Origin of the sequence: Pseudoxanthomonas composti (genome assembly GCF_004122095.1) — a bacterium.
Lineage (GTDB): Bacteria > Pseudomonadota > Gammaproteobacteria > Xanthomonadales > Xanthomonadaceae > Pseudoxanthomonas_A > Pseudoxanthomonas_A composti.
The window spans coordinates 33,152-48,758 of sequence record NZ_SAWZ01000009.1 but is presented as its reverse complement, the minus strand read 5'-3'; the positions used below and the strand labels follow the sequence as shown (position 1 = coordinate 48,758).

General features: G+C 65.3%; 14 protein-coding genes and 1 tRNA gene. 8 read left to right on the top strand and 7 right to left on the bottom strand.

The genetic code is table 11. The annotated features are described in order from the left end of the window. Positions 1-94 precede the first annotated feature (94 nt). Positions 95-865, top strand: a complete 771-nt coding sequence (modA, locus tag EPA99_RS15220) for a molybdate ABC transporter substrate-binding protein (protein WP_129472097.1) — start codon at positions 95-97, stop codon at positions 863-865. A gap of 137 nt (positions 866-1,002) precedes the next feature. Continuing rightward, positions 1,003-1,818: an APH(3')-I family aminoglycoside O-phosphotransferase gene (locus EPA99_RS15215; protein WP_129472096.1), complete on the top strand. Its 816-nt coding sequence runs from the start codon at positions 1,003-1,005 to the stop codon at positions 1,816-1,818. Positions 1,819-1,938: 120 nt separating this feature from the next. On the opposite strand, the gene EPA99_RS15210 is transcribed toward EPA99_RS15215, so the two are convergent. Then, positions 1,939-2,223, bottom strand: coding sequence for a metal/formaldehyde-sensitive transcriptional repressor (locus EPA99_RS15210; protein WP_129472095.1), 285 nt, complete (start codon positions 2,221-2,223; stop codon positions 1,939-1,941). 65 nt (positions 2,224-2,288) lie between these two features. Here EPA99_RS15210 and dmeF point away from each other — a divergent pair, with 65 nt between their 5' ends. After that, complete coding sequence (dmeF, locus tag EPA99_RS15205) at positions 2,289-3,290, top strand: CDF family Co(II)/Ni(II) efflux transporter DmeF (RefSeq protein WP_129472094.1); 1,002 nt, start codon at positions 2,289-2,291, stop codon at positions 3,288-3,290. A gap of 225 nt (positions 3,291-3,515) precedes the next feature. On the opposite strand, the gene EPA99_RS15200 is transcribed toward dmeF, so the two are convergent. Further along, positions 3,516-4,406 carry a LysR family transcriptional regulator gene (locus EPA99_RS15200; protein WP_129472093.1) on the bottom strand — a complete coding sequence of 297 codons (891 nt, stop codon included), beginning with the start codon at positions 4,404-4,406 and terminating at the stop codon, positions 3,516-3,518. Between the two features lie 227 nt (positions 4,407-4,633). On the opposite strand from EPA99_RS15200, the gene EPA99_RS15195 reads away from it, so the two are divergent. Together EPA99_RS15195 and EPA99_RS15190 are read left to right on the top strand one after the other, a co-directional pair. Continuing rightward, positions 4,634-5,380: a glucose 1-dehydrogenase gene (locus tag EPA99_RS15195; RefSeq protein ID WP_129472092.1), complete on the top strand. Its 747-nt coding sequence runs from the start codon at positions 4,634-4,636 to the stop codon at positions 5,378-5,380. A 175-nt stretch (positions 5,381-5,555) separates the two neighbouring features. Beyond that, the gene (locus EPA99_RS15190; protein WP_206733777.1) at positions 5,556-6,986 is read left to right on the top strand and encodes an MFS transporter; all 1,431 of its coding nucleotides are present in this window, start codon (positions 5,556-5,558) and stop codon (positions 6,984-6,986) included. A gap of 441 nt (positions 6,987-7,427) precedes the next feature. On the opposite strand, the gene EPA99_RS15185 is transcribed toward EPA99_RS15190, so the two are convergent. Beyond that, positions 7,428-8,339, bottom strand: coding sequence for a CPBP family intramembrane glutamic endopeptidase (locus EPA99_RS15185; RefSeq protein WP_129472091.1), 912 nt, complete (start codon positions 8,337-8,339; stop codon positions 7,428-7,430). A 195-nt stretch (positions 8,340-8,534) separates the two neighbouring features. On the opposite strand from EPA99_RS15185, the gene EPA99_RS19085 reads away from it, so the two are divergent. Together EPA99_RS19085 and EPA99_RS19010 are read left to right on the top strand one after the other, a co-directional pair. Beyond that, the gene (locus EPA99_RS19085; protein ID WP_277751649.1) at positions 8,535-8,660 is read left to right on the top strand and encodes a hypothetical protein; all 126 of its coding nucleotides are present in this window, start codon (positions 8,535-8,537) and stop codon (positions 8,658-8,660) included. Continuing rightward, the gene (locus EPA99_RS19010) at positions 8,661-8,930 is read left to right on the top strand and encodes a LytTR family DNA-binding domain-containing protein (protein ID WP_338325397.1); all 270 of its coding nucleotides are present in this window, start codon (positions 8,661-8,663) and stop codon (positions 8,928-8,930) included. 210 nt (positions 8,931-9,140) lie between these two features. Here the strand turns inward: EPA99_RS19010 and EPA99_RS15175 are convergent, their stop codons facing one another. Further along, a complete protein-coding gene (locus tag EPA99_RS15175; protein ID WP_129472090.1) occupies positions 9,141-9,842 on the bottom strand; it encodes an XAC0095 family protein in 702 nt (233 codons plus the stop codon). 1,216 nt (positions 9,843-11,058) lie between these two features. Here EPA99_RS15175 and drt2 point away from each other — a divergent pair. Further along, positions 11,059-12,327: an antiviral reverse transcriptase Drt2 gene (gene drt2 / locus EPA99_RS19005; protein WP_338325396.1), complete on the top strand. Its 1,269-nt coding sequence runs from the start codon at positions 11,059-11,061 to the stop codon at positions 12,325-12,327. Positions 12,328-12,524: 197 nt separating this feature from the next. On the opposite strand, the gene EPA99_RS19000 is transcribed toward drt2, so the two are convergent. The 3 genes from EPA99_RS19000 to mdoH form a co-directional block, all read right to left on the bottom strand. Continuing rightward, the gene (locus tag EPA99_RS19000; protein ID WP_164978670.1) at positions 12,525-13,133 is read right to left on the bottom strand and encodes a tyrosine-type recombinase/integrase; all 609 of its coding nucleotides are present in this window, start codon (positions 13,131-13,133) and stop codon (positions 12,525-12,527) included. A 166-nt stretch (positions 13,134-13,299) separates the two neighbouring features. Then, positions 13,300-13,375: transfer RNA gene (locus tag EPA99_RS15160), tRNA-Ile, on the bottom strand. A gap of 64 nt (positions 13,376-13,439) precedes the next feature. Continuing rightward, positions 13,440-15,404: a glucans biosynthesis glucosyltransferase MdoH gene (gene mdoH, locus EPA99_RS15155; RefSeq protein ID WP_129472088.1), complete on the bottom strand. Its 1,965-nt coding sequence runs from the start codon at positions 15,402-15,404 to the stop codon at positions 13,440-13,442. Positions 15,405-15,607 lie beyond the last annotated feature (203 nt).

Below are 15,607 nucleotides of genomic sequence, written 5' to 3'. Positions count from 1 at the left end.
CGCTTGCCCACGACACCTTGCAGGCGGGCAGCGCGCTAGGCTGATCCTGACACCCAACGCGGTGCGCCAACCCTTCGATCCGAGAGTCCCTTCGATGAAAAGCCTGACTGGCCTGATGCTTCGAGGCTGCGCCTTCCTGCTCGCACTGGCCACCACCTCGGCGAATGCCGCCGAGCCCATCACCGTCTTCGCCGCGGCCAGCCTGAAGGAATCGATGGATGCGGCCGCCACGCAGTACGAGCAGCGCACCGGCACGCCGGTGCGTGTGTCCTACGCCGCCAGCTCCGCGCTGGCGCGGCAGATCGAGCAAGGCGCGCCGGCCGACGTGTTCTTCTCCGCCGACCTGGAGTGGATGGACTACCTGGCCCAGCGCGGCAGGGTCGACACTGCCAGCCGCCACAACCTGCTGGGCAACACCCTGGTCGTGGTCGCGCCCAAGTCCAGCAAGACCTCGGTGGACCTGCGCAAGGCCGGCTCCCTGAAGACCGCGCTCGGCAGCGGCCGCCTGGCCATGGGCCAGGTGAGCAGCGTGCCGGCCGGCAAGTACGGCAAGGCCGCGCTGGAATCGCTGCAGCTGTGGGACGGCGTCTCGACGCAGCTGGCCGAATCGGACAGCGTGCGTGCGGCCCTGCTGTTGGTCTCGCGCGGCGAGGCGCCGCTGGGCATCGTCTATGGCTCCGACGCCAAGGCCGATCCCAAGGTGCGCGTGGTCGCCACCTTCCCCGCCGACAGCCATCCGCCCATCGTCTATCCGGTCGCGGCGCTGAAAGGTGCGCAGCCCGGCGCGGAGGCTTTCGTGCGCTGGCTGATCTCGCCGGCCGCCAGGCCAATCTTCATCCAGCGCGGTTTTACCGTGCAGCCCTGAGCGGAGGGGACACGCGCAAGCTTGCCCGCGCTGCACTGCGCGCGGCACCCTGTGGCCCCTGCGGACAGTCTCCCACTGCAAGCCGATGGAGGACGGCAGTCGCTAGAGATCCAGAACAGGGGCACAGGAGAGGCTGTATGACGGATGAGGATCGGGAAGAGGCCTGTAACGCGATCCCGCTGCCGGCGACCCTGGCCACGCTGGTGGAAGGTTATGCATGGGCGCGCGACAAGGTCGGGGAGTCTGGTGGTGCGGTTCACCGACTGCACGGCAAGCGCGGTGCACCTGATCTTTTCCTCAAGCATGGTCGCGGCGCTGTCGCGGGCGACATCACAGACGAAATGGTCCGGCTGCGCTGGCTGGCAGGACACGTTCCGGTCCCCGAGGTCCAAGCCTTCCTCGCCACCCAGGACGAGGCGTGGCTACTGATGACCGCCGTTCCTGGACAGACCGCCTACCAGCTTCTGGAAGCGCACCCTGAGGCCCGCGCAGAGATCGTCGATGCGCTCGCCGGATTCCTGCAGCGTCTCCATGCGATCCCGGTCGGCGATTGTCCTTTCACCAGCGATCACGCCTATCGCCTGGCACGGGCGCGCGAGCGCATCGACGCGGGTCTTGTCGATGAAGACGACTTCGACACCGAGCGCGAAGGCTGGACTGCCGCGCAGGTCTGGGAGGCAATGCAGAAGCTGCTGCCGTTGCCGCCCGATCCTGTGGTCACCCATGGCGATTACTCGCTGGACAACATCCTGATGATCGATGGCCAGGTCACCGGCTGCATCGACGCCGGCAGGGTGGGTGTCGCCGACCGCTACCAAGACCTGGCGATCCTGTGGAACTGTCTCGGCGAGTTCGACGCGTCCCTGCAGACGCGATTCCTCGAACGCTACGGCAGCGCCGTCGTCAATGAGCGCAAGCTGCAGTTCCATCTCATGCTGGACGAGATGTTCTGATCCGGCGCACCTGGGCAGCCCCGATGCCTGGAAGGAGCCCTCCCATGGGACACCCATGCGGTGAACCCACGGGCGGTGCCGCTGGCGTTTGCCGCAGTCCACCGCTGAAGTTCAACTGACCTACTTCAGATAGCTCTTGAGGATGCCGGCGATGTCCTCCACCGCCGATTCGCGGCTGGCGGCATCGTCCGGGCCGGCGACGTGGTGGCGCAGGTGCTCGCTCAGCAGTTCCACCATCAACCCATGGGAAGCGCCGCGCACTGCGGCGACCTGGGTCAGCAGCGCGGTGCAGTCCAGTTCGTCGGGTGCGTGCGCGGACAGCGCTTTTTCCAGCGCTTCGACCTGCCCCTTCATTCGCCTGATGCGGGCCAGCAGGCGGGCGCGGTCATGATTCAGATGTGCCATGCGGTACCTCCCGGGGGTATCCGATGTACCCTATGGGGGTATCTTACGCGAGCGCCCGTCCTGCCATGTCCACGCACGCCATCGCCGCCAGCCGCCGCCACTCCCACGCCTTCGGCAGTGGCAATCCCCTGGCCGAAGCCAACACCCGCCGCGCAGTGGCGCTGACGGCGATCATGATGGTGGTGGAGATCGTCGGCGGCTGGGTGCTGAACTCCATGGCGCTGCTGGCCGATGGCTGGCACATGAGCTCGCATGCGCTGGCGCTGGGGCTGGCCTTGTTCGCCTATGCCTTCGCCCGACGTCACGCCGACAACGCCCGCTTCGCCTTCGGGACCTGGAAAGTGGAAGTGCTGGGCGGTTACTCCAGCGCGATCCTGCTGCTGTGCGTGGCGGTGCTGATGGCGGTGCAGTCCATCGAGCGCTTCGTCGCGCCCAAGCCGATCCACTACCAGGAAGCCATCGTCATCGCCGGCATCGGCCTGCTGGTCAACCTGGTCTGCGCCTGGTGGCTGCGCGACAGCCACTCGCACTCGCACTCGCACTCGCACTCGCATGGGCATGGACATGGACATGGACATGGGCACGGGCACGGGCACGGGCACGATCATGCCGGCCATGCGCATCAGGATCTCAACCTGCGCGCGGCCTATCTGCACGTGGTGGCCGATGCCGCCACTTCCGTGCTGGCCATCCTGGCCCTGGTGGTCGGCATGCTGTGGGGCCTGACCTGGATGGACCCGCTGATGGGCATCGTCGGCGCAGTGCTGGTCACCGTGTGGGCCTGGGGCCTGTTGCGCAGCACTGCGCGTGTGCTGCTGGATGCGGAAATGGATGCGCCGGTGGTCGAGGAGATCCGCGAGGTCATCGCACAGGATCCGCACGAGGTGGCCATCAGCGACCTGCATGTCTGGCGCGTGGGCGCCGAGCGCTACGCCTGCGTGATCAGCCTGGTCACGCCCGCCGACCTGGATGCCGACTACTTCCGCCGGGCGTTGCAGGTCCACGAGGAACTGGTGCACGTGACGGTGGAAGTGCACCGGCCCGCCCGCCTGGCGCTCGCGCATTGAGCGCGCGACGCGGAAGGCATCCCTGGGTCCGCGGCACTGCGGCGGCGGGACGCGATGTCGCGCGCGGGGTTGGATTGGTGAACTGTTGATCGAGTTGGCGAGGCTGTGGATCGGCTTGTTCGGTGGGTCCGTGGTGGAAGGGTGAGGCGTCTTCCACCCTACGGGGTTGCGTCCATGGGGAACTGGTGAGGTGTCCGTGCTGGGCGCAACGACGCTGCGGCCTTGCTAGGGCCGCGCTGATCCGACGCCGTCTTCGGTCGCGGTGGCCTGGGGCAGCAGCCGCTCGGCGATCTCCAGCAGCGCGCGCAGCCGATCCATGTGGCGAAGGTCCTGGTGATAGCCCACCCAGACCTGGCGACTGGGCGGCTGCCCGAACTGGTCGATGCGCTGCAGCCCGTCCACGCCTTCGGCCAATGGCCGCGGCAGTACCGCAACGCCCTGGCCCCTGCGGCACATCTGCGCCTGGACGCTGCGGCTGGTGCTGGTGAAGGCACGCCTGGACTGCGGGAAGCGGTCCAGCAGCCAGCCGACATCGGGAAAGTGCGCCTGTGCCGAGTTCATGAGGATCAGGGGGACCGATCCGGGGTCCTGACGCACCGCATGCGCGGTCTCGGCTGATCCGTACAGGCCGTAAGGCATGGTCATCAGGCGACGCTGCACGATGTCCGGCTCGCTGAAGGGCACGATGCGAAAGGCCACGTCGGCCTCGCGACGGGACAGGTCCAGCAACCGGTAGCTGGCGATGATTTCAGGCACCACGGCAGGATGCAGGCGCCCGAGTTCGACCAGGACCGGCGCCAGGACGTAGGCGGCGAACCAGTCCGCCGATGAGATCCGCAGGATGCCTTCGAGCCGGGCATGGTTGCCCGCCAGGCGCCGCTCCATGGACAGGGCCGCCTCCTCCATGGCGTGGGCCAGGGACAGCACCGCATCGCCCGCATCGGTGAGCACCAGCCCGTCCCTGGTCCTGCGAAACAAGGGTTGCTCGGCCTGCGCTTCCAGCACCCTGATCCGGCGCCCGACGGTGGGATGGCTCACGCCCAGCGCGCGTGCGGCCTCGCCCAGCGACTTGCCGCGCACCACCGCCAGGAAGATCCGGATATCGCTCCACTCCATGCCGAGATCCCGTTCAAAAATGCACGCCGAATATGCAGGAATGACAGTGCCCAGACAATCCTGCAAGGGGCACCATGCACCTGCCCTCCAGCGAGGGCGCGCGAGCACAGGACATGCGCCTTGCGCCACGCCCTGCGCCTGGTCCTCTCCACGCGCGCTCGCTGCAAGGCCCTCGCAACGCTGGCCAGCGCCTCGGTCGCAGCCGGCTTCACATGGAGCCACCTCACATGAGCAGATTGAACGAGAAGGTCGCCCTGGTCACGGGCGCATCCAAAGGCATCGGCGCGGGGATCGCGCGCCGCCTGGCACGCGATGGCGCCAAGGTGGTCGTCAACTACGCCGCCAGCGCGCGCGAAGCGCAAAGCGTGGTCGCCGAGATCACTGACGCCGGAGGCCGCGCGATCGCGACACGCGCCGATGTCCGCATCAAGGCCGAGGTCGATGCGCTCATCGCCTCGGCCATCGCCGAGTTCGGCAGGCTGGACATCCTGGTCAACAATGCGGGCAGGTACCAGTTCGCCAAGGTCGAGGAAAGTACCGAGGCGCTGTATCGCCAGCAGTTCGACCTCAACGTGCTGGCCCCGCTGCTGGTCACCGGCGCAGCCGTGCCGTTCCTGAAGCAAGGCGCCAGCATCATCAACATCAGCTCCTTCGTCACCCGGATCCTGCCGAGCGAAAGCGCGATCTACAGCGGCACCAAGGGGGCCATCGACGCCATCACCGGCGTGCTCTCGCGCGAGCTGGGCCCGCGCGGCATCCGCGTCAATGCGGTCAATCCCGGGCTGATCGAAACCGACGGGACCCACGCCAACGGCGTGATGGGTTCGGACTTCCGGGCCTGGAACGAGCAACAGACGCCGCTGGGCCGGATCGGTCAGGTCGAGGACATCGCCTCGATCGTGTCCTTCCTCGCCTGCGATGACGCCGGCTGGGTGACGGGCGAATGCATCGTCGGGTCAGGCGGCATGCGCTGACTGCACGTCATCTCCACCGTCGCGACGGCAACGCTGACCGCTCTCGAGCACGACGTCTCGCGCTTGTCCTGCGCGTTCCAGCGCCAGGCGCCCGTTGCCCGCGTCGAGCACGCACGGTGGCGTCGGCAACGCGGGCCAAGGCCGGCGCCTTTTGCTCGCAGCTTTTGGAGTCCAAATGAACACCTCCCTTCCCGCTCCGGAGATGGAGCGCGTCGACCCGCGCCGCTGGGCCGCCCTTTGCGTGCTGCTGGCGGGGACCCTGCTGCCTCCGCTGGATTTCTTCATCGTCAACGTCACCCTGCCCAGCATCCGCTCCGATCTGCGTGCATCGACCGACGTGGCGCAGCTGGTGGTGTCGGTGTACGCCATCGCCTACGCGGTCACCCTGATCCTGGGCGGTCGGTTGGGCGATCTGTTCGGACGCCGACGCGTCTTCGTGATCGGCATGCTCGGCTTCGGGCTGGCATCGGCGCTGTGCGGGTTCGCACCGTCGACCGACGTGCTGGTCCTGGGAAGGCTGCTGCAGGGCGTCTCGGCGGCGATCATGGCGCCGCAGTCCCTGGCCTCGATCCACGCCTTGTTCCCGGACCACGAGAAGCATCGTGCGCTGGGTTTGTACGGTGCGACCTTCGGCCTGGCCTCGGTGGGCGGGCAGGTGCTGGGCGGACTGCTGGTCTCGGCCGATCTGTGGGGGCTGGGCTGGCGCAGTGTGTTCCTGATCAATGTCCCGGTCATCGCGCTGGCGGTCCCGGCCGCGGCGATCCTGGTGCGCGAGACCCGGGGCGAGGACAACGGCAGGGTGGATGTGCCGGGCACGCTGCTGCTGGCCTTGGGCGTGCTTGCGCTGGTGGTGCCGCTGATCGAAGGACGCGAACGCGGGTGGCCCTGGTGGAGCCTGGCCATGCTGGCGCTGAGCCCGTGTCTGCTTGCCGTGTTCTGGCGCCTGGAGCAGCGGCGCGAGCGCCTGGGCCGTTCGCCGCTGGTGCCGCCCTCGGCCATTTCGGCCGCGCCCGGGCTTGCCCTGGGTCTGCTGGCGGCGGCCCTGCTGTATGCCGTGGCGGCCTTCTTCCTGACCTTTGCGGTGTATCAGCAGGCCGGATTGGGCCATGGCGCCCTGGCCGCCGGGCTGGCCGTGCTTCCGCTGGGGATCGGCCAGGTGCTTGGGCCGGCGTGCGGTGTGCGGCTGGTGCGCCGGCTGGGACCGCGCGTGGCCAGCTTCGGCATGGGCCTGGAAGTGGCGGGTCTGCTCGCGGCCGCAGGCTTGGCGGCGCTGGGCGCCCCCGCGTGGCTCCCCGTACCCCTGCTGTTGATCGGCCTGGGACAGGGCATCGCGCTGCCGGCCGTGGTGCGCTTGAACGTGGACCTGGTTGCGCCGCGCTGGGCCGGCTTGGCGGCCGGGTTGGTCAGCGCGGCGCTGCAACTCGGGGCCGCCCTGGCCGTGGCGCTGATCGGCGGCGTGTTCTTCTCGCTGGCGCCTGACGGCGCACGTGCCGATCAGGTCACCTCGGGCTTTGCCGTCGCCTGCCTCATGATCGGCATCGCCATTGCGATGGCAGCGGTGCTTGCCAGGCGGTTGGTCGCGCCCAGCGCGCGCGCCGCGCCCTGAGACGCATGGGCTGCTCCTGCGCCTGTCGGCCAGCGGACCGCCTCCTCGGCGCGGCCCACCACCCGTCGCGCCACGCCACAGCGAGGTGAGTGGCATTCTTGGGATGAATGCGCGCGAAGCACCGCTCAACCAACGCGCCTGGCTCCCCCCATCCGGGATCACGCCCCTGGCCGGCAGCCAGTCTTCGGCAAGGCGAGGCCATTTGCTGATGGCTGACATCGAGGGACGCAGGCCGAACGCATGTCCACCCTCGGGATAGATGTGCATTTCTGCAGGGACGCCGGCCTTTCGCAGCGCCAGGTAGTAGACCAGCGACTGGTTGACGTCGTCGGTGTAGTCGTCCTGCGCCTGCAGCAGAAGGTCGCGGACGTGTCGGTACTGCGCGGACCAGCAGCCGATAAGCAAGGGCCCAGACGGAACAATGCCGCCCGGGCGGTGGGGTTACCTGCTGATCGGCGAGAAGTCCTGAGCTCCGCGCGTCTTTCGCCACTGGATCCACGCGATCGCGGCGATGAAGAAGACGCTGCACAGGTAACTGCCTTCCGGCCCTTCCGCGCCACCGGTCAGGGCGTCGAGGCCTTGCGGGCGCAGCGCCACCAGCAGCGCCGGCAAGTGCGCATCCATGCCGGTGACGGGCAGTTCGAAGCCGGTTGCGAGTAACCAGTTCCACCCCACATGCCAGCCCATCACGCCCCAGAGATTGCCGGCCCGCAGCGCCCAGGCGCAGGCGAACAGCGAGAACAGGAAGATGGCGAGCATGACCCGGGGCGGCTGGTGCGGACTGAAATGCAGGAGGCAGAAAGCGAGCGATACCAGCATCACCGCCACGGCGACGTTGGTCTTGCGCGCCACCACCGACAACATCCAGCCGCGGAAGATGATTTCCTCCACGCTCGCCTGGAACATGAAACTCAACAACAGCAGACCGATCTGCGGCAGACTGGCGGGCGAGCGCCAGGCCTGCCCCCAGCCCGCCGCCTGCATGCCGCCGGCCATCCAGATCGCAACGACGACCAGCGCGATCGTGCCGCATCCAACGGCCAGTCCGCACAGGAAAGTTTTCAGCGGCGCCGGACCGGTCAACCCAATGCTCGCCAGCGAGCGCCCTTCGACCAAGCGTACCCAGGCCAGCACGGCCGCCAGCGTCGGCGCGAAGCCGATCCACAGCAGCGCATGCAAGCCAGTGAGGCCGATCGGATCGCCGCGCGGCGTCGACCAATGCTGCGACTGCATCCACCCGTCCAGCGCGATCACCGGTACCGCGTTGAACAGGATCATCAGGATCGGCGTCAGCCATGCCCAAGGCAGCCAGCCGCGGGCCGGATCGGCCGAATACAGGGCAACGGGGGTCATGCGGGGCTCCAGGTCGAGGTGATCGCCGCTGCAAGGTGCCGCCCGCGCGAGGGCGTGGCAACCCGTTTGCGACCAAGCCTCAGAAGCCGCCGATGAATCACCGGGATCGCCGACGAAATGGCGCCGAGGCGTCGCCCATGGTGTCCGCTTCGGGTGGTGACCTCATATGTTCGATGGGACAAAGACAGCTGCCCCGTGCAGCAGGGGTGTCGCGAGCGCGACGAGTCCCTGTCGCGCATTCCGGTCCGTGAGAAGGAACGCGTGGTCTTCTTCGACGTCGAGGACATCATCTGGATGCGCTCCAACCGCAACAGCGTGTAGATCCACGTCCCCGGCCGCATCCACGAGCTCCGCGAGACCATGAGTGCATTGCAGGCGCGCCTGGATCCACGCCGCTTCGCCCGCGTGCACCGCTCGGCCATCGTCAACATCCAGCGCATCAAGACCATCGACCCCTGGTTCAACGGCCATCACGTCATTACCATGGACAACGGCCAGCAGCTACGCATGAGCCGCTACCAGCACGAGACGTTCCTGCGGCTGGTGAGTACGCGGCAACCGGGCATCAAGGGAGCCGATGCGTCGACATGAGGTAGATGCTCAACAACGATCCGCCATGCAGGTCGCTGGAACATTCAAGGGACACTGCGTGGGCACGAGACGACTACAAGAACCGCTCGCCCCTGGGTCAGCCCACTGTAACTGCGCAGCCAGATTCGGCTGGCGATTGAAGCGTACCTATTACGCTGACAACCCATCGCCGACCGGACCGATCATGCGGATCGGCCCGGCCGACCTTTGTCAGTGCAGCCGCAGCAAATCCGGTTGCGACATGCACGATAGGTAGACACACGGCGGCTCCTCGACTCTCATTACCTTGCCGGCACGGCGAGCGGGCGTCAGACCATAGGCGGGCGCGGCCTCTTCTACAGACCAGCGGCGATGCGCGGATGCAGGCAGCGCTTGCGTCTCGATTTCCATAAGAAGGTCATGCACCTCGACAGCGCGATCGAAGATGGTCTGGCCGAGCGTGCAAACAGTGCCGGCGGAAAACTCGGCCGAGCCATCAGCATGGACGGCATCGCCAAACGCCTTGATTCCCATTACCAGAGTGTCCAGCCTGTCGAACTGATCCAGCGTGACGCCGAAACTCCACGCGGGCTCGTCCGTCTCACTCGCTTCGCCAACCGCTTGGCTTAGCCGCTCACGATCGGTCTGCGCATCTGCGTCTTCATCGGTCGCGGCCTGTGACACGCCAATCAACCGCAGTCGCGACAGATCGTGCAGTAGCGACTCAAGTTGCGCGGCTGCTTGTTCAAGACAGCCTGCCAAGTCCGCCATGTCGGTCTGTGCCTCCCCTCCGACGGCATGGCCTGCCGTACCCGGCGACACCAGCCACGCCGAGCCCTGAAGATAGCGCTTGATCTCCTCAAGCAGCTGCCGACTGGTCTCTGACAGAACGTCGCCCTGCATCTGCTGATCGTCGAACGTGTACTCCACCATCGTGGCCTCTCCTGCTCACCATGAAGTGACCGTCCGCCGTGATTGGCGGACGGGAAGTCGGGAGGTTAGAAACCGCGTACAGACGGCGGGCGTATTCCCCTTGCGGGTGTTGTATTGGCCGCCCTCCCGACGCAGGCATCACGTCGGCTGCGCCTCGCTGAAACGCAAGGCACAAAAAACCCACCGGCTTGTCGGAGGTGGGTACCGCTGTACGAGGAGTTTCTACGCTCCTTGCAGGTGAGATTGCTACTGCCGGGCTGAGCTGTCAACAGGCGACATCGAGATAGAAGCGGGCTAGTCCTAAAATTCCGCGAGGAGCAGTAGCAGACAATTCTAGAGCCGCGGACGTCGGTCGGCCCAACCAAAGACAAGTAGCTAATGAGGAAGCACTGCGCCTCGGCAAAGCTTACGAGCCGGCAAAACAAATAGCTCGGGGACGTCACTCTCCAGAACATGGATCAGGCATCGCAGCGCTGGTCAAGAGATGCTCAGAGAAAGTCGGAGCGCCCCACCGCGACGCTCCGAACCTCGGACTGAGTCAGGCATGCCTGAGCTGTTTCTTGGTGGGCCCACCAGCAATCGCACTGGCTGAGTAATTTACTGAATTAGAAAGACTTTATCGAAGCCCGGAAATAGCCTTACTCACAGTCTTACTCGCTTTCCTCGGGCCGCCACGCCTGCGGCATCAACCCATTCTTCAGCACGAAATACAGCAGGCACTGACCGCTCTAGAGCGTGTTATGAACTTTGAAGCAGGGAAGCCGCATTGCCGCGCATGAGGATAGGTCCTGACGACGGCAAGGGACGGGGAGGGAGGATGTTCCTGCAGGGTGGCAGCCCCGGTCTGGGCAAGCGAAGTTAGGCAAAACGGCCGGGTACTAAGCAAACGGGTATTGTTACCGGGCGCGGAGGGTGGTAAAAATGTGCCGCCCGTCTAATTTGTAGGCGGGGGTGTCCTTATCACGCCAGGGCAGCGTGCGCTAGCGCACGTCGACCAGCGGAACACTGTGATCAAGATGATCCGGGTCAGTTCGACCACGATTGTCTCCATAAGTTCCTCCGTGAGCAGGCTATACAAGTATCTTGTATATGTGTGGCTAAACCCCGGTAACCGACTGGGGTGGGTAGGGTCTCCTTAGATGGGGCCTGTGCTGTACCAGCAGGGGGGGCATGCGGTCGCCACAGCCAGCCCCGCCCTGTAGATATTGGGGGCTTAATGCGAGATAGAGGTCCGCCTGGCTCTGCTCTGGAAGCAGCACTCCAGAAGAAGCGAAGCTATAAGCACTTTGATGTGCCATTGAACTCGAAAAAGTGCGAGCAGCTAGTTTCAGATCCTGTTGCAGTGAGTAGGCATGCATTCTTTCCGTTTCTACGCCTGGATATCGTGCGTCCGCGCATTAAAAGACTTGCGACGGGTAAGCTACAGAAGAGCAATAAGGTTCGGGACATTCGATACGCAGCACATGCCGATGCAGCGATCTACGCATATTACAACTATGTTCTGGCCGAACTATACGAGCAGAAGCTTAGTATTGCAGGGCTCCAGGAAGAAGTAATTGCATTCCGCCCACTTGGTAAATCGAACGTTAATTTTGCCAAGGAGGCGTTTGATTGGGTTGCTTCCAATGCTCCGTGTACGGCGCTAGGGTTTGATGTTAAGGACTTCTTTGGTTCTCTTGATCATGCGTTCTTAAAAAGCGCTTGGGCTGAGTTGCTTGGGAAAGCTACCTTGCCTAAGGATCACTATGCAGTGTATCGATCCCTTACCAGACATGCTTCGGTTGAGCTGATTGCAGCACGGAAGGCGCTTGGAATAAGCAGAAGTGCCCTTGAGAAGAGGGAAAGAATCTGTGAGGCGGCTGAGTTTCGAAGTGCTATTCGCGGAGCCGGTTTGGTCCACGTAAACAGCTCGGGTAGGGGGATCCCCCAAGGCTCGCCGATGAGTGCCCTGCTCTCCAATATCTACATGCTCGCCTTCGATAAGGAGATGAGCAAGGCTGCACGCTATGTCGGAGGCTACTATCGGCGCTACTGTGACGATATTCTTGTTATCGTTAAAGCTGAGCACGTTACCGATTTTAAGAAATTTGTAGAAGACAAGCTGGCGAATCTTCGGTTAACCATGCAGGCCGCCAAAACATTGGAATGTGCGTTCACGCCGCTCGCTGACAAACCGCTCCAGTATCTTGGGCTGGTGTTCGACGGGAAACGCATCCTTTTGCGGTCGTCTGGGGTTGCACGCTATTACAAGAAAATGCGGGCTGGTGTGCGTCAGCATACCAAGGCCAAGACCATGGATGGGGAAACACCTCTGGCGGTGCAGCGACAGAAACGTCTGCTTCGGCAGTACACAGAGCATGCGCCTGAGTTTCAGAGAAGCTACCCGAGTTACGTGAAGCGAGTTTCCATTGCAGCGGGATCGCCTGCGATCATCCAACAGCTTCGGCGGCATCGGAGGTGCTTCAAGAAGCTCATGGAGGAGTAGGATCTCGCTGCTGTCATTCCCCCAACTCCCTTCGATCAATGTTCTGCCCCCCCCCTTGACCATCTCGTAGAGCAAGCCAACAAGCGGTGCGAGTGCTTGCTTGTCGTTCTTCAACACCTGGGTCACCAGGTCCGTGTGTGACCCTAGCGCCCGCACCAGCGCCGACTGGACAGTGCCCTTGATGTTGCCGTTCATCGCTACGTCGGGGTCTGCGGCTGCGTCAGCGCACCGACCAGGTCGTTGGCCGGATTGCGGTCGGCGCGACCGGGGGCGATGGCGTAGCGGAACACCAGCCCGGCCAGTGCGCGGGCACGATGCGCTGTTTCCACGGCACCGCGTCGCTCGATCTTGCGCAGTGCCGCGCGCAGCGTGGGGACGCTCACCTCGGCCACGGGCAGGCCACCGATGGCAACAAGATCCTTCTCGACCATCCGGCGCTCGCGCTTGACCGAGCCGGGGCTCAGGCCTTCCTTGGCCCGCTTGACTAGCAATTCCGCAGCCACAACTGCAAAGGTGGTCGCGGCCTGCTCCTGCTTCGCGGCGCGCTCGGTGCGGGCGACCTGGGCCGGGTTGGCGCCACCCTTTACCAGCGCACGCAGCCGGTCGCGTTCGGCGCGCGCCTCCGCAAGCGACACGATCGGATACTCGGCGATCGTGATCATGCTCGGCTTGCCGTCATGGCGGTAGCGATAGCGCCAGACCTTCGCGCCAGTGGGGCGAACCTCGATGCACAGCCCGTTGGTATCGGCGATGCGGTAAGGGTTCGCACGGGGCTTCAGCCCGCGCAATTTGGTGTCGGTCAGCATGTGAGTCAGCCTTTTGTGAGTCAGGAGGTCTTGAACACTCCGGCCGACTCACAGCCTGACTCACACCCCACCGGGATTCAACGGAACGCCCTGGGACGCCAGGAACGAAAAACCCCCTGATTTCAGGGGGTTTTGGCACCACATGGGATTTCCTGGGACTTCAGCGTGGTGGGCCCACCAGGATTCGAACCTGGAACCAAAGGATTATGAGTCCTCTGCTCTAACCGTTGAGCTATAGGCCCTGACATGCAGCGCCCGCCATTGCGGCGGGCGTGCAGTTTACTGGACGAAGGCGCCCTCAGCGCCTCAGGCGACGCGGCGTTCGACCTGCAGCTCGGTGTCGTTGGCCGGCGGCGGCGGCGAGGGCGGCGTCGGGCCGGCGGAAGCCGGCAGGCGCAGCTGCTTGGCGCGGGTCAGGATGGCCGGGGGCTTGGTCTCTTCCGGGATGCTCAGCAGGCGGTACGTGCGCAGCCAGCGGCCCAGGGTGACCGAGGAGGTCATGGCCACGGTGGGAATGGCCAGCACCATGCCGACGATCACCGGCGACATCCAGGCGAACAACGCCGGGGAGATGAACCACGCCGCCGTGCCCAGCGCCAGGCCGAACAGGGTCACCGTGCCGTAGCGTTTGACCAGCGCCGACCACGGCAGGCTGCCGTCGTCGCGGCGCTGCGCGTCCCAGCCCGAGTCCTTGCCAGCCAGCACCTCGGCCACGCCGCGCGACTGCACGAACATCACGATCGGTGCCATCAGCGCGGCCAGGACGCTCTCGATGATCATGCTGACCAGCATGCGCCACACGCCGCCGCAGCCCTTGCGGGTCTGCTTGTCCGACAGGATCGCCAGGTAGCCCATGAACTTGGGCGCGAACAGGGCGAACATGGTCGCACCGAACACATAGACGATGCGCGCCGGGTCCAGGCTGCGCCAGTACGAGGCCGGCGAGATCAGCGACAGCTCCTTCATCCCTAAGGACATGGTGTCGCCGGTCAGCGGTATGCCTAAGCCGATCAGCATCAACATGGCCCACATCGGCGCGGTCAGGTAGTGGCCGATGCCCACCAGGAAATGCATGCGGCTGACCCAGTGCAGGCCGCGCGTGGGCAGCACGCCGATGTGCTGCAGGTTGCCCTGGCACCAGCGACGGTCGCGCACCAGCAAGTCGGTCAGCGACGGCGGGCCTTCCTCGAAACTGCCGCCCAGCGCGGGCGTCATGTGGCAGGCCCAGCCGCCGCGGCGGATCAGCGCGGCTTCGACGAAGTCGTGGCTGAGCACATGGCCCTTGAACGGCGCGATGCCCTTCAGCGGCGGCAGGCCGGCGCACTCGGCGAAGGCGCGCGTGCGCATGACCGCGTTATGGCCCCAGTAGTTGCTCTCGGTGCCGTGCCACCAGGCCACGCCGTGGGCGATCACCGGCCCGTACACGCGCCCGGCGAACTGCTGCATGCGCGCGAACAGCGTGTTGCCGTTGACGATCAGCGGCAGCGACTGGATCAGCCCCACGTCCGGGTGGGCTTCCATCGCCCCGGCCAGGCGCACGATGGTGTCGCCGGTCATCAGGCTGTCGGCATCCAGCACCAGCATCTGCGGGTAGTGGCCACCGAAGCGGCGCACCCACTCGGCGATATTGCCGGCCTTGCGCTCGCTGTTGTCCGAACGGTGGCGGTAGTACAGATTGCTGCCGCCGCCCACGCGCTCACGCAGTCGGTGGAACTCGGCCACTTCCTCCAGCCGGATCGGCCCGCGCGTGGTGTCGCTGAGGATGAAGAAATCGAAGCGGTCCAGGTAGCCGGTCTCGGCCACCGACTCGTAGATCGCCTGCAGGCCGGCCATCAGCCGCTGCGGCTCCTCGTTGTAGGTGGGCATCAGCAGCGCGGTCTTGACCGTCAGCGGCGGCAGCGGCTTGTCGCCGCGGATGCCCAGGCGGCGCTGGCGGCGCGTGTAGATCAGCAGGAACCCGGCCACCGAGCTGACGAAGGACAGCGAGACCCAGCCGAACAGCACGGCGAAGAAGCACAGCAGCACCAGCTCCAGGATCGTGACCAGGCCATCGGCGGCCAGCACGCGGAACATCTGGAAGGTGCCCAGGGCGGTGATCAGCAGCGTGCCGCCGATGATGTACAGCCGCCGCCAGAACATGTGCGGCGGCGCGCTGGGCAGCTTGCCGGGGTTCTTGAGCGTGCCGCTGGATAGCGTCTGCTTGGGCATGGCCAGCGGCGCTTCCGGGGGCATGGCTTCGTAGGCCATCGCATCTTCGTTGGGTGAAACCATCAGGACCGGGGGTGTCTATGACGGGAGGAGAGGGTGCCCGGGGCCGGCGGCTCGGACGGATGACAGCACTGCGGGGCGTTGGACACGAATCCTCCTTGATCGTCTGGCGATGGCACAACCGGACCGCGCGCAACGGCTGAACAGGATCTTGTTGCAGGGCAGTGTAACGAGATCGATGTTATGGCAACAAAATCCGGGGCGCC

Excerpts from the sequence above, each read along its gene's own strand:
- drt2 (WP_338325396.1), top strand. The coding sequence starts at position 11,059 with ATGCGAGATAGAGGTCCGCCTGGCTCTGCTCTGGAAGCAGCACTCCAG.
- EPA99_RS15185 (WP_129472091.1), bottom strand. The coding sequence starts at position 8,339 with ATGACCCCCGTTGCCCTGTATTCGGCCGATCCGGCCCGCGGCTGGCTG.
- modA (WP_129472097.1), top strand. The coding sequence starts at position 95 with ATGAAAAGCCTGACTGGCCTGATGCTTCGAGGCTGCGCCTTCCTGCTC.
- EPA99_RS15200 (WP_129472093.1), bottom strand. The coding sequence starts at position 4,406 with ATGGAGTGGAGCGATATCCGGATCTTCCTGGCGGTGGTGCGCGGCAAG.
- EPA99_RS19000 (WP_164978670.1), bottom strand. The coding sequence starts at position 13,133 with ATGCTGACCGACACCAAATTGCGCGGGCTGAAGCCCCGTGCGAACCCT.
- EPA99_RS15210 (WP_129472095.1), bottom strand. The coding sequence starts at position 2,223 with ATGGCACATCTGAATCATGACCGCGCCCGCCTGCTGGCCCGCATCAGG.
- EPA99_RS15190 (WP_206733777.1), top strand. The coding sequence starts at position 5,556 with ATGAACACCTCCCTTCCCGCTCCGGAGATGGAGCGCGTCGACCCGCGC.
- EPA99_RS15215 (WP_129472096.1), top strand. The coding sequence starts at position 1,003 with ATGACGGATGAGGATCGGGAAGAGGCCTGTAACGCGATCCCGCTGCCG.
- dmeF (WP_129472094.1), top strand. The coding sequence starts at position 2,289 with ATGTCCACGCACGCCATCGCCGCCAGCCGCCGCCACTCCCACGCCTTC.
- EPA99_RS15175 (WP_129472090.1), bottom strand. The coding sequence starts at position 9,842 with ATGGTGGAGTACACGTTCGACGATCAGCAGATGCAGGGCGACGTTCTG.
- EPA99_RS15195 (WP_129472092.1), top strand. The coding sequence starts at position 4,634 with ATGAGCAGATTGAACGAGAAGGTCGCCCTGGTCACGGGCGCATCCAAA.
- mdoH (WP_129472088.1), bottom strand. The coding sequence starts at position 15,404 with ATGGTTTCACCCAACGAAGATGCGATGGCCTACGAAGCCATGCCCCCG.